The 12,440-nt window shown below is 68.0% G+C and carries 12 protein-coding genes and 3 pseudogenes; 2 read left to right on the top strand and 13 right to left on the bottom strand.

Features of this window, described 5'->3' with window-relative positions; all coding sequences use genetic code 11:
• The 7 genes and pseudogenes from VGG53_RS15235 to VGG53_RS15205 form a co-directional block, all read right to left on the bottom strand.
• The coding region (locus VGG53_RS15235; protein WP_331518897.1) for an ATP-binding protein at positions 1-3,000 on the bottom strand (3,000 nt) is incomplete at its 3' end.
• A gap of 83 nt (positions 3,001-3,083) precedes the next feature.
• Positions 3,084-3,422 (bottom strand): annotated as a pseudogene (locus VGG53_RS15230) (FHA domain-containing protein); the annotation flags it as partial.
• A 405-nt stretch (positions 3,423-3,827) separates the two neighbouring features.
• Positions 3,828-4,139: pseudogene (locus VGG53_RS15225) on the bottom strand (toll/interleukin-1 receptor domain-containing protein); the annotation flags it as partial.
• A 136-nt stretch (positions 4,140-4,275) separates the two neighbouring features.
• On the bottom strand, positions 4,276-4,656 hold the full coding sequence (locus tag VGG53_RS15220) for an antitermination protein NusB (RefSeq protein WP_331518896.1): 381 nt from the start codon (positions 4,654-4,656) through the stop codon (positions 4,276-4,278).
• The gene (nusB, locus tag VGG53_RS15215; RefSeq protein ID WP_331518895.1) at positions 4,653-5,195 is read right to left on the bottom strand and encodes a transcription antitermination factor NusB; all 543 of its coding nucleotides are present in this window, start codon (positions 5,193-5,195) and stop codon (positions 4,653-4,655) included. Before nusB ends, VGG53_RS15220 begins: the two co-directional genes overlap by 4 nt.
• On the bottom strand, positions 5,192-5,755 hold the full coding sequence (efp, locus tag VGG53_RS15210; RefSeq protein WP_331518894.1) for an elongation factor P: 564 nt from the start codon (positions 5,753-5,755) through the stop codon (positions 5,192-5,194). Before efp ends, nusB begins: the two co-directional genes overlap by 4 nt.
• Positions 5,756-5,769: 14 nt before the next feature.
• Positions 5,770-6,882 (bottom strand): Xaa-Pro peptidase family protein, encoded by a 1,113-nt coding sequence (locus VGG53_RS15205; RefSeq protein WP_331518893.1) that lies wholly within the window; start codon positions 6,880-6,882, stop codon positions 5,770-5,772.
• 33 nt (positions 6,883-6,915) lie between these two features.
• On the opposite strand from VGG53_RS15205, the gene VGG53_RS15200 reads away from it, so the two are divergent.
• Positions 6,916-7,608, top strand: coding sequence for a B-4DMT family transporter (locus tag VGG53_RS15200; protein WP_331518892.1), 693 nt, complete (start codon positions 6,916-6,918; stop codon positions 7,606-7,608).
• Here VGG53_RS15200 and aroQ read toward each other — a convergent pair.
• The 5 genes and pseudogenes from aroQ to VGG53_RS15175 all read right to left on the bottom strand — a co-directional run bounded on the left by aroQ (position 7,605) and on the right by VGG53_RS15175 (position 11,475).
• Positions 7,605-8,048 (bottom strand): type II 3-dehydroquinate dehydratase, encoded by a 444-nt coding sequence (gene aroQ / locus VGG53_RS15195; protein ID WP_331518891.1) that lies wholly within the window; start codon positions 8,046-8,048, stop codon positions 7,605-7,607. The two genes, VGG53_RS15200 and aroQ, sit on opposite strands and share 4 nt — an antisense overlap.
• Positions 8,045-9,133, bottom strand: coding sequence for a 3-dehydroquinate synthase (aroB, locus tag VGG53_RS15190; protein WP_331518889.1), 1,089 nt, complete (start codon positions 9,131-9,133; stop codon positions 8,045-8,047). Before aroB ends, aroQ begins: the two co-directional genes overlap by 4 nt.
• Before the next feature lie 146 nt (positions 9,134-9,279).
• Positions 9,280-9,804 (bottom strand): annotated as a pseudogene (locus tag VGG53_RS15185) (shikimate kinase); the annotation flags it as partial.
• 5 nt (positions 9,805-9,809) lie between these two features.
• Positions 9,810-11,015, bottom strand: coding sequence for a chorismate synthase (aroC, locus tag VGG53_RS15180; protein WP_331518898.1), 1,206 nt, complete (start codon positions 11,013-11,015; stop codon positions 9,810-9,812).
• A gap of 52 nt (positions 11,016-11,067) precedes the next feature.
• Complete coding sequence (locus tag VGG53_RS15175; RefSeq protein WP_331518888.1) at positions 11,068-11,475, bottom strand: hypothetical protein; 408 nt, start codon at positions 11,473-11,475, stop codon at positions 11,068-11,070.
• 104 nt (positions 11,476-11,579) lie between these two features.
• Here VGG53_RS15175 and VGG53_RS15170 point away from each other — a divergent pair, with 104 nt between their 5' ends.
• Positions 11,580-11,834, top strand: a complete 255-nt coding sequence (locus VGG53_RS15170) for a hypothetical protein (protein ID WP_331518887.1) — start codon at positions 11,580-11,582, stop codon at positions 11,832-11,834.
• Between the two features lie 120 nt (positions 11,835-11,954).
• Here VGG53_RS15170 and VGG53_RS15165 read toward each other — a convergent pair whose 3' ends face one another.
• Positions 11,955-12,374: an A24 family peptidase gene (locus VGG53_RS15165; RefSeq protein ID WP_331518886.1), complete on the bottom strand. Its 420-nt coding sequence runs from the start codon at positions 12,372-12,374 to the stop codon at positions 11,955-11,957.
• Positions 12,375-12,440: the final 66 nt, after the last annotated feature.

Genomic DNA, 12,440 nt, shown 5'->3' with positions numbered 1-12,440 from the left:
GTAGCCGGCCGCCTCGCCGCGGGCCCGGGCCAGCAGCGCCCGCAGGCCCAGCAGCGCCACCTGGTAGACCATGAATCCCGGCTCGGTCGGCACCGCGGCGAGCCGGTCGATGGCGGCCTGCGCTTCCTGCAGGTCAGCCTCAGTGCCGCGGGCCAGCAGCGACTCGACCAGAACCGTCACCGCGGCACCGCGAAACGCGATCTCCCCGGAGTCGTATTCCTGCTCGACCACCGCCCGCGACAGCTCAATAGCGTCGGTGAGATCCCCGGTTCGGATCTTCTCCTTCGCGGTCTCGAGGTCGATAACCGGCAGCATGGGCATGCTTAACTGCTCCTGCACGCTGGCCTCCCGCGCCTGGCCCAGCAGCTCAACGCCCTCATCCCGTCCCGCACCGTCCTGGTGCACCAGAGCGACGCCGCGCACGAACCGGGCGACGGCCAGGGTGAAGTTCTCACCGGACCGTTCGGCGATCTGCAGCATCTCGGCGGTCTCCCGGAGGACCGCCGCATCGACCCGCATGGTCCCGTCAGCCAGACCGAGACCATAGGCGTACAGCATTATCAGGGCTCGCATCTGGGGGTCCAACCCGCGCACCATCGCCAGTGCCCGCACGATGTCGTCCTTCCACCCGGGTTGCCCCAGGAAGCATCGTGCGGTGCCGTGCAGTGTCAGCGCGACCGCCAACGGGGATCCCAGAATCAAATTGCCCTTGTGCGCGTCGTCGCCGGCCAGGTCGATGCACAGCTGGGCCAGCCGCAGCACTTCGGCCGACTCCCCGGTAAAGCGTTTGGCGGCCATGGCCGCATACGACAGGGCGATGGTCAACGTCGGATCGCCGATTGACTCGATCAGGCCGGTGTACTCCGACGCCAGCTGCGCCGCCTCCCGAAAGCGCCCGTGGATGAGCAGCATGGTCACCTGCCCCGACATCCCTATGACCAGCGACACCTTGTCATCGGCCGCCGACGCCAGCTGCCGCAATTCGTCAAAGCCGGTGTCAGCAATGCTCCCGGCCCGCCAGGAACTCCCGCATAGCAGGGTGCGCGGCGCGATCCGCAGCGACGCCCGCGCCGGGTCGTCGGCGGGCAACCGGTCAGCGACCTGACGCGCCCGCTGCCAACTCATCCGGGCCGCACGGATGTCGCGGTTGGTCGACCAAGTCCCCGCACGCATGTGCCAGGCGAACGCCTCATGCAAATCACCGGCGGCCTCCAAATGCTCGGCGATCAGCGCGGCGTTGTCCGCCACCGACCCCGGATCGCGCTGCTGGATCGCCGCAGCCAAACTCCGGTGCAACTCGGCGCGCTCCGAGCTCAGTTGGGACTGATAGGCAACCGCATGAATCAGCGGATGCCGAAACGCATACTCCGCGCGCGGGCTGAACATCACCTGATCGATCAGCTCGGCGTCAATCAGTGTCGCCACCGCGCTGACATCAATCAGGCTCGCCAACAGCTCGGCACCGAACCGCAGCCCGATCACCGCAGCAGCATTCAGCGTGCGTTTCGCCGGAGCGTCGAGCCGGTCGATGCGGGCGGCGATCGCGGCCTGCAACGTGGCGGGGACGGTTACGTCGGCGCCGCCGGCGGGACACACGTAGGCACCGCGCACGCCGCGCAGCACGCCGCGGTCGGCCAGATCCCGCACGATCTCCTCGGCGAAAAACGGATTACCCGCCGCGCGCTCGGCGATCTGGACGGTCCACCCGCCCGCCGAAGCATCCGCACCGAGCAGCTCGGTGATCAACGCCCCGGTCTGCCCATCGTCCAACGGCGCCAACGCAATGGTCTGGGCACCGGCGATCCTGCTCAGCGCTCCCCGGTATTCGGGCCGGTAGGTGATCAGCACCAGCGAACGGGATTGGACCACCACCGACAAGAAATCGGTCAGCAGCGCCTCACTGATCTGATCGATCCAATGCGCGTCCTCAATCACAAACACCCGCGGCGTCGTCCGAGCCAGCAACGCCGTGTCAATTAGCGCGGTCAGCCGCCGTCGGCGGGCGTCGGGGGCGATGTCGGGCAACGCCACCCCGGGATCGCGGATGCCGAGCATGTCATCGAACAGCACCAAATCCGTGCCATCAGCACCCAGGATCTGATCTCGCACCCGCACCCGTGCGGCGTCCTCGGCGAGCCCGTCGATCCCGAACACCGCCCGCAGCAACGGCGCCACTGCATGAAACGCGATCTCACAGGCATGGGATTCGCAAAACGTCGAAAACACTTCTGCCCCACGGCTCGCCGCGATCGCCACGATCTCGGCCACCATGCGGCTCTTGCCGATGCCCGACGGCCCGACCACCCCCGCCACGCACCCATACCCGCCAATCGAGCGATCCAGCATGCCGACCAAGGCCGCCATTTCCCACTGCCGCCCCACCAGCGTCGACTCCCGCCGTCCCACCCGCGCGTGCTGGCGGGCCAGCCCCACCAGCCGACGCGCGCACACCGGCTGGTCGACGCCCTCGACACGCACCAGCTCCGATTCACCCAGCACCGCCGCATCCTCGACCAGCCGCACCGTGAACTCGCTGAGCATCACCCCACCCGGCGGCGCGACCGCCTCCATCCGCTGCGCCACCCCAACCGGATCACCGATGGCGGTGTAACCCCTAGGGCCCGAGCCGATCTCGCCGGCTATCACCTGACCGGAGGTCAGGCCCACCCGCATCACCAGCCCGATACCGTCGCGAGGCTCGAGCTCAGCGGCGAGCTGCTTGACGTCCTGCTGCATGCCCAGCGCCGCCAAGCAGGCACGAAAAGCATGATCCTCCAACGCGACCGGCGCCCCGAATAGTGCTCTGATCCCGTGGCCGGTGAACTTGTCGATCGTGCCGCCGTAGCGCTGCACCACCGCGGCCGCGCGGTTGACCAGCTCGGCCATGATCTCCCGTAACCGCTCGGCACCCACCGCCGCACCGACGTCCATCGCATCCACCACATCGGCGGACAGCACCGTCACCTGCTTGTACTCCGCTGCCTCGCCGGCTCGCGCCATCGGCGAACCGCAGGCGTCGCAAAACCGGGCACCCTCCCGCACATGAGTGCCACAGGCCCGACACAACGCCACCGTCATCGGGCTTAGGCCCCGGTGGCGATGTGGAAGGTGAATTCGTGGTCGCCGATGCGGATGTGATCGCCGTCGTTGAGGGTGGCGGTGGAACGAATCCGCTGGTGCTGGACATGCACGCCGTTGGCCGAACGGAGGTCGTTGATGATGTAGTTGGTGCCGGTTTTGATTGAGTAGTTGGTGCCGGTGTCGATGATGACGGCGTGGTGGGGGCTGACATCGGCGTCGTCGAGGGCGATGTCGTTGTCACGGAGCCGTCCGATCCGGGTGGCCACCGCATTCAGCGGGTAGCGGCGACCGGAGGCCGCGTGCAGGTACGCGACGACCGGCCGGCCGCCGATGCGTTGGTCGTGCGGCCACCCGCCGTGTGTCACCGGCGCGACCGGATGGCTGGCCCGGTCGCTCGGTGCGGCCCCGGGCGAATCACCAAGCATCGCGCTGATCTCGCGGGCGATCGCATCGTCGACCTCAGTGCGGGACCCCAGGGCGCGCAACAGCTCACGAATGTCCCCACCAACGTTGGCATCGTCGTCGGCCTCGAGTGCTTCACACAGCTCGACGACCATCGCTGCCTGCGTCGCGGGAGACAGCTCGGCGGTGCCGCGGATCGCCGAACCCAACCGCAGCAGGTACTCGTAGGGCATCGCCGGGGGTTCGGGTAACGGATCGGGCAGATCGGCACGGTCCCGGCCGCGTTCATGCAGCGCCGAGACCAGCGCGATTCCACTGCTCCGGGTCGAGTCCCGGTAGTCGACGAGCTGCCTGACGAAGATCCGGTGGGTCCGATACGTACTGACCTGACCGATCTGCACCGGCAAGATCGGCAAACCGAGCGCCTCGGCGTAGTCCAGCTCGGCCAGGCAAGGCTTGGACCGCAGCGAACTGTCCGACAAGGCGAACACGAAAACGGCGGATTCCCGAATCTGGGTGAGGATTTCGGGCCACCACGCGTCACCGCCGCCCAACTCATGGTCCAGCCAGACTTGTTGGCGTGCCCGCGCCAAATCGTCCGCGAGCGATCGCACCGCGACATCATCATCGCTGGAGTAGCTGATGAAGACCTTCACGGCCGGACCCCCGAGACTAACTCAGGTCACTTGTCTAGGCAGTGTATCGGAAAGCCGGGGTCCAAACCGGTCTTTTGGTGCGCAACTTTTCGCGTCGTAGCAGGTCAGCGAGTCGACCCAGTGGCCCGCTCAGCGCTCAGGCCTCGAAGTCGTCGTCGATGTCCCTGCCCCGACGGATCGGCTTCCACCGCCGCATCGGAAGCTCCCACCGTCGCAACGGTGCGATCTCGGTGGCGTCGGACAGTGATCGCACCACGGCCTGCGTCAACGCCATGATCGCGGCCATCACCGGGAACAACGGCCGCAACGGTGTGGCCGCCGAGCGAACCGTGTCGATGCGACGGGCCAGCACCAGGCGCTCGATCGAGTGATACAGCCACGCACCGACGCCCAGCGCGTAAATCGCCAACGCCGCCGCGATCGCGGCCTGCCCGTAGGCCGCACACAACACCGCGCCCAGTACGACTGTCGCAGCCAGAACGGCGGCGATCAGAACGCGTAGTTCCAGCCGGGTCATGACTCGCTAGCGTCAGGGCTCGATTGTCCGTCTCCTCCTCGGGCCGCTTCCGCGGCCCGCATCGTCGACGGACGGACAGCTTGAGCGGCGGCGCGGATCTGCGGTGTCACCAGCATCACCTGGCCCAGCACGCCGTTGACGAAGCCCGGTGAATCATCGGTGGACAACTCCTTGGCCAGCTCTACGGCCTCGTCGACGGCGACCGGCGCGGGCACGTCGTCGGCGTGCAGCAGCTCCCACACCGCGACCCGCAGGATGGCCCGGTCCACGGCCGGCAGCCGGTCCAGCGTCCAGCCCTGGAGATGCGACGCGATCAAGTCGTCGATGTGGGCGGCGTGCGCGGTAACCCCGCGGGCCACCGACGCCGTGTACGGATTCAGCGGCGCCACATCGGGTTTGGCCTCCGCCAACGCGGAGCGCGCATCGGCCGCCTCGGCCGGCGTCAGTCCGCGGGCCTCGGCTTCGAACAGCAGGTCGACCGCACGCTTACGCGCCTGATGCCGTCCTTTAACAGGCCGCGCAGGACGAGCAGAATTCACGCGTTGACACGTCCCAAGTAGCTGCCGTCGCGAGAGTCGACCTTCAGCTTGTCGCCGGTGTTGATGAACAATGGCACCTGAAGCTCGGCACCGGTCTCCACCGTCGCCGGCTTGGTGCCGGCGCTGGACCGGTCGCCCTGCAAACCCGGTTCGGTGTGGGTGACCACGAGTTCGACGGTGACCGGAAGCTCGAGGTACAGCGGCGCCCCGTTGTGGAAGGCCACCTGGACCGGCAGGCCCTCCAGCAGGAAACGGGCGGCGTCGCCGACCAGCGACTCCGGCAACGGGTGCTGCTCGTAGTCCTGGCTGTCCATGAACACGAAGTCGCTGCCGTCGCGGTAGAGATAGGTGGTGTCGCGCCGGTCCACCGTGGCGGTCTCGACTTTCACCCCGGCGTTGTAGGTCTTGTCGACCACCTTGCCGGAGAGCACGTTCTTCAGCTTGGTACGCACGAAGGCCGGGCCCTTGCCCGGTTTGACGTGCTGGAAGTCGGTGATCTGCCACAGCTGGCCGTCGATCACAAGTACAAGTCCATTTTTGAAGTCGGCAGTGCTTGGCACAGTCGGTGAATCTCCTACACGATGGCCAGTTCCTTGGGGAACCGGGTGAGCAATTCCGGTGCGCTGCCGGAGGTTTCGTCCGCCACCACCAGCGTGTCCTCAATGCGGACGCCGCCACGGTCTGGTAGATAGACGCCGGGTTCCACGGTCACCACGGAACCCGCAAGTAGTGTACCGGCGGCGGTGGCGTTGATTCCCGGCGCTTCGTGGATCTGTAGGCCCACACCGTGGCCTAGGCCATGACCGAAGTGCGCGCCGTGCCCCGCGTCGACGATCACGCGGCGTGCTTCTGCGTCGACGTCGGCCAGGGTGGCTCCGGCTTCCAACGCAACCCGGCCGGCTTGCTGCGCGGCGCTGACCAGCTGATAAATCTCCAGCTGCCAGGCCGCCGCTTTACCGGCCTTACCGAGTACGAAGGTGCGGGTCATGTCGGAGTGATAGCCACCGACCAGCGCGCCGAAGTCGATCTTCACGAAGTCGCCGGCGGCCAGCACCGCCTCGGTGGGCCGGTGGTGTGGGACCGCCGAATTCGCTCCAGTGGCCACGATCGTCTCGAACGAAACACCGTCGCCGCCGTGGTCCAGCATCAGCGCTTCCAGCTCGCGACCCACCTCGCGCTCGGTGCGGCCCGGCCGTAGGCCACCGCGGGCGATCAGCTCGGTCAGCGCGGCGTCGGCGGCCTCGCAGGCCAACCGCAGCAGGGCCACCTCGCCCGCATCTTTGATTTCGCGCAACGCCTCCACGGTCTGCGCGGCGCGGACCAGCTCGGCGCTGCCGGCGTCCGCCGCCGCGGCGGCCAGCGCGTCGTAGCCGTCCACCGTCACCACGTGGCTCTCGAAGCCCAGCCGGCGCGCACCGGTCGCCGCGGCGCGCCCGGCCAGGTAACGCCCGCAGGCCCGCTCGATGGCCACTTCCAGGTCGGGCGCCTGCTGGGCGGCCTGGGTGCGGTAGCGGCCGTCGGTGGCCAACACCGGGTCGTGGTCGTCGGCGAACACCAGCAGCGCCGCATTGGACCCGGTGAATCCGGACAGGTAACGCACATTGATCAGGTCCGTGACCAGCATCGCATCCAGTTCAGCCGCGCGAAGTCGAGCTTCCAGAGCGGCTCGCCGCTGGGAATGTGTCACGCCACGTGACGCTACTCGCTACGCTGTGGCCCCATGACTAACTGGATGCTGCGCGGCCTGGTGTTCGGCGCCGCGATGGTCGTCGTTCGGCTGTTCCAGGGAACGTTGATCAACGTGTGGCAGACGCAGGCCGTGCTGATCAGCATTGTCCTGCTTGTGCTGTTCCTGGCCGGCGTGGTCGCCTGGGGGCTGATCGACGGCCGCGAGGACGCCGCAGCCAACCCCGACCCGGACCGACGCGGCGATCTGGCGATGACGTGGCTGCTGGCCGGCCTGGTTGCCGGGCTGCTCAGCGGTGCGGTGGCCTGGCTGATCTCGGTGTTCTACAAAGCGATGTACGTCGGTGGGCTGATCAACGAGCTCACCACGTTCGCGGCGTTCACCGCCCTGCTGGTGTTCTTGGGCGCGATCAGCGGGGTTTCCGTCGGTCGCTGGCGGGTCGACCGCACGGGCGATTACAAGCCGCAGGGCGGGGCCGGTGGTGACGAGGAGCGGGCCGACACCGACGTGTTCGCCGCGGTCCGGTCGGATCAGGCCGCCGCTGAGGGCGCCGAATGGCCGCAGGAGCAGCAGACCTCGGTGGCCACGGCCGAACGTGACGAGTACGAGGCCCCGACGGCCTACAGCCAAGAAGCCGAGGAGCCGACCGAAGCGCATCCCACCCACGAGCCGTCCGAGACGGCCACCGAGCACATCGAGAAGCCGGCCAAGTCCGACGAGGACTAGCGGCCGAGACTGGCCAGGTAGCGCAGCGCCAGAAGATACCCCTGGACGCCGCATCCCACGATGACCCCGGTGGCCACCGGGCTGACGTACGAGCGGTGCCGAAACTCCTCGCGGGCATACACGTTGGAGATATGCACCTCGATCAATGGGGCGCTCAACTCGGTGCAGGCGTCTCGTAATGCGACCGAGGTGTGCGTGAGCCCGCCGGCGTTGAGGATCACCGGCTCTTTGGCGTCAGCGGCCTGATGGATCCAGTCCAGTAGCTGGGCTTCGCTGTCACTTTGCCGCACAACCGCTTTCAGTCCAAGTTCGGCAGCCTCGCGTTCGACCAGCGCGGCGAGATCGTCGTGGGTGGTGTCGCCGTAGACTTCGGGTTCGCGGCGGCCCAGCCGGCCGAGATTGGGCCCGTTGATGACGTTGACCGTCGTTATGCTGCTCATCGAGTGCCCACTTCCGCGTAGGCGGCCGCCAGCAACGCCGGGTCCGGCCCCTCCATTCGGCCCGGCTTGGCCAGCCCGTCGAGCACCACGAATCGCAGCACCCCCGAACGGGTTTTCTTGTCGCCGGTCATGTACTCGAGCAGTTGCGGCAACGCGTCGGCGTCGTAGCTGGTCGGCAATCCCAACGACGTCAGGATGCTGCGGTGGCGCTCTGCGGTGGAATCGTCGAGACGCCCTGCCAGACGGCCCAATTCGGCGGCGAACACCAGCCCCACCGAGACCGCAGCGCCATGGCGCCACTTATAGCGCTCTCGCCGCTCGATCGCATGGCCCAAGGTGTGGCCGTAGTTGAGGATTTCCCGCAGCTCCGATTCCTTCTCGTCGGCGGCGACCACCTCGGCCTTGACCGCGATCGCGCGCCGGATCAACTCCGGCAGCACCTCCCCCGACGGGTCCAACGACGCCTGCGGGTCGGCCTCGATCAGATCCAGAATCACCGGGTCGGCGATGAAACCCGCCTTGACGACTTCGGCCATGCCGGCCGCGATTTCGTTGTGCGGCAACGTCTGTAGGGTCGCCAGGTCGACCAGCACGGCGGTGGGCTGATGAAATGCGCCCACCAGGTTTTTACCGGCGTCGGTGTTGATGCCGGTCTTGCCGCCGACGGCCGCGTCGACCATCGCCAGCAGCGTGGTGGGCACGTGCACGATCGACACGCCGCGTAACCAGGTTGCCGCGGCGAAGCCCGCGACGTCGGTGGCGGCCCCGCCGCCCAGACTCACCAACGCGTCCTTGCGGCCAATCCCGATGCGGCCCAGCACATCCCAGATGAAGCCGACGACGGGCAGGTCCTTGCCGGCCTCGGCATCTGGAATCTCGATACGATGTGCGTCAATACCCTTGTCGGCCAGATGGTTTCGGATCGCCTCCGCGGTCTGCGCCAGCACCGGTTGATGCAGGACGGCGACGCGGTGCCGACCGGCGAGCAGTTCGCCGAGCTCGCCGAGCAGCCCGGTGCCGATCACTACCGGGTATGGCGGGTCGACGGTCACCTGCACGGTGACCGGGTCGGGGAGCTTCGTCATTTGCCTCCCCCGGCACTGCCGTGTCTGCGGGCTGCGGCCAGCGCGGCGGGCGTGGCGGGGGTGGGCGGCGGTCCGGTTCGGGGCTCGGGCACGCTGGGCAGCTGCGGGGCCGGCGTGCGGCGCCACGGCGGCCGGCGGCGGTTGCGCGCGGCACTGCCCGGTTTCGGGTCGTTCAGCCGGCACACGATGTGGCGGACAACGGCGCCAGGGTTGCGACGGTTGGTGTTCACCCGGATCGTGGCGACCTTCCGGTAGAGCGGAACACGCTCGGTCATCAGTGCCCGAAACTTTTCGGCCCGGTCCGGGCCGGCCAGCAGCGGCCGCACGGTGTTGCCGCCGGTGCGCCGAACCCCTTCGGCGGCAGTGATTTCCAGGTAGATGACGGTGTGACCGACCAGTGCGTCACGCACACCTGGCGTGGTGACCGCGCCGCCGCCCAGCGACAGGACGCCGTCGTGCTCGGCCAGCGCCGTACGGATCACGCCTTCCTCGATACGGCGGAATTCTTGCTCCCCGTCGGTGGCGAAGATATCGGCGATGCCGCGTCCGGTCTGCTGCTCGATCGCGGCGTCGGTGTCGAGCATGCCGACGTCGAGGGCCTTGGCCAGCCGTCGCCCGATGGTGGACTTACCGGATCCCGGCAGCCCGACCAATACAGCTTTCGGTGCCATCAGAGTCACCCGGAAGCCCGAACTTCGGTGACCGGTTCCCGCTGGGCAACGGACCGCCGGTAGGCCTCGATGTTGCGACGGCTTTCGGTCAGCGAATCGCCACCGAACTTTTCCAGCGCAGCGCGGGCCAGCACCAGCGCGACCATCGTCTCGACCACCACGCCGGCGGCCGGTACCGCACAGACATCCGAGCGTTGGTTGATCGCGACGGCTTCCTCGCCGGTGGTCATGTCCACGGTGGCCAGCGCGCGCGGCACCGTGGAGATCGGCTTCATCGCGGCGCGGACCCGCAGCGGCTGGCCGTTGGTCATGCCGCCTTCCAGCCCGCCGGCCCGGTTGGTCGAGCGGACCACGCCGTCGGGCCCGGGGTACATCTCGTCGTGGGCGAGGCTGCCGCGTCGGCGGGCGGTGGCAAACCCGTCCCCGATTTCGACGCCCTTGATCGCCTGGATGCCCATCACGGCGGCGGCGAGCTGGCTGTCGAGCCGGTTGTCCCCGCTGGTGAACGACCCCAGCCCGACCGGCAACCCGACCACGACCGCTTCGACCACGCCGCCCAGGGTGTCGCCGTCTTTCTTGGCCGCCTCGATCTCGGCGATCATCGACTCCTCGGCGGCCGGGTCGAACGCCCGCACGCCGCTGGCGTCGATCGCCGCGAGGTCACTGGCTTGCGGCGGCGGGCCGTCGTACGGCGTCGAGTCGCCGATCGAGAGGACGTGCGACAGCACCTCGACGCCGAGGGCCTGCCGGAGGAACTGGCGGGCGACGGTACCGGCGGCAACTCGGGCCGCGGTCTCGCGGGCGCTGGCCCGCTCGAGCACCGGGCGGGCGTCATCGAACTCGTATTTGAGCATGCCCGCATAGTCGGCGTGGCCGGGCCGCGGCCGGGTCAGCGGAGCGTTGCGCGCGACCGCCAGCTCGGCGGCGTCGACCGGGTCGGGCGCCATCACGGTTTCCCATTTCGGCCATTCGGTGTTGCCGATCTCGATGGCGATCGGCCCGCCCAGCGTGACGCCGTGGCGCACCCCGGCCAGCACGGTGACCTGGTCGCGCTCGAACTTCATCCGGGCGCCCCGACCGTAGCCGAGGCGACGTCGGGCCAGCTGGTCGGCAATGTCGTCGGAGGTGACGCTCAGCCCCGCGACCATGCCCTCGACCACGGCCACCAATGCCCGGCCGTGGGATTCACCAGCAGTAGTCCATCGCAACACGTGTCCCATCTTCCCACGACAGGCGTCGACGGGGGAAAACGTCGGCCCGCGGCTACCGGCGCAATGCGGTGAGCTGCCAGACGCCCAACACCAGGGCCACGTCGCCCGCGCCGGCCAGCGCCCAATTGCCCGCGGAGCTCAGCGGCAACCAGCCAAGCGATGCGGCCACCCACAGCGTTGGCGCCAGCAGCAGGTTCGAGATGCCGAAACTCAGTACCAGCCCGCGCGAGATGGGACGGACCCGGTTCAGGCCGAGCAGCAGGATGGGGCCGACGAGGAGGAACGACAGCCCGCCCACTAGGAGGGTCGTGCGTGGCACGTTCCACCAGTCACCCAGCGGTCGGCTAAGTGCGGCGACGACGGCGCCCGCGGCGGTCCAGAAGACGAGATCGGCGCGAACGGATAGCCAGCGGGTGCGGTCGGGCTGATGGGTAGTTGCGGAAATCGATGTGCTTGTCATGCCCGAATGGTGCGCTCAGAGCCACTGCCGACTCCACCACCGGCACTGCCAGAAGCTGCCATTTACACGTAATCGCGGGTGCGTTGTCTGGCTACGATCGTCTGGTGACGGCGCGCGACGAGGTGCTGCTACGCGGTCTTATCGATTGGGTTGCGCTCCAGCGGGTCCACGCTCGCATCGCGCGGGAAAACTCCGGCGAGCCGTTGTCGGTTATCCAGGAGAAAGTTCTCGGCTTGATCCGCTCGCTAGTGACCGACGGATTGTTCGAATTGGGAGATCTGGATACCGAAGATCACCGTTTCGCGCTTGGAATACCCCGCTCGTCGAGGCTGAAGGAGGTGTTCTTACCCACGAGGTAAGGATACCAATAGTTGGTATAGCACATAGTTCGCTCGAGGCCCCCTTTGTTCTTTTCCGATTTCTTCCCTCCCTGCGGCAGCGACCGGACCTGCATTGGATTTACCAAGAAGGTCCGACGACTACAACACGGCCAGACCCAGCGCCACCGCGCTGGCCAGACACATCGACGGGCCGTGCGGCACGGTCGTGGCTGACCAACCCAGCCAGGCCAGCGTCCCGATCACCGCGGTCAGCAGCGGCGCTCCGATCGCCGCGAGCAACCACACGTCAACACCGAAGCAGCCGGTCAGCGCGCCCAATCCGAGGGCCAGCTTCAGGTCGCCGCCGCCCATCGCCCTCGGGGCCACCAGGTGCACCAGCAGATAGACCGCGGTCAACGCCGCGGCCCCCAGCGCGGCGGCCTCACCGTGGCCGGAACACACAGCGACGAGCATGGCCACCGCGAATCCCGGGAGAGTGAGCCGGTTCGGCAACCGCCGCTGCGTGACGTCGTAGATGCTCAGCACCGCCATCCAGAGCAGCGCCGCCCCAATGACCATGCGCGGCACGCTAATCCAAAGCGGCCGCCATCGCCGCTCGGGGCGCGGGTAGCCCTGTGAATTGTT

This window comes from Mycobacterium sp. (genome assembly GCF_036490025.1).
Taxonomy (GTDB): domain Bacteria; phylum Actinomycetota; class Actinomycetes; order Mycobacteriales; family Mycobacteriaceae; genus Mycobacterium.
Note: the sequence above shows the minus strand (reverse complement) of the source record. Positions and strands in the feature narration are given on the sequence as shown.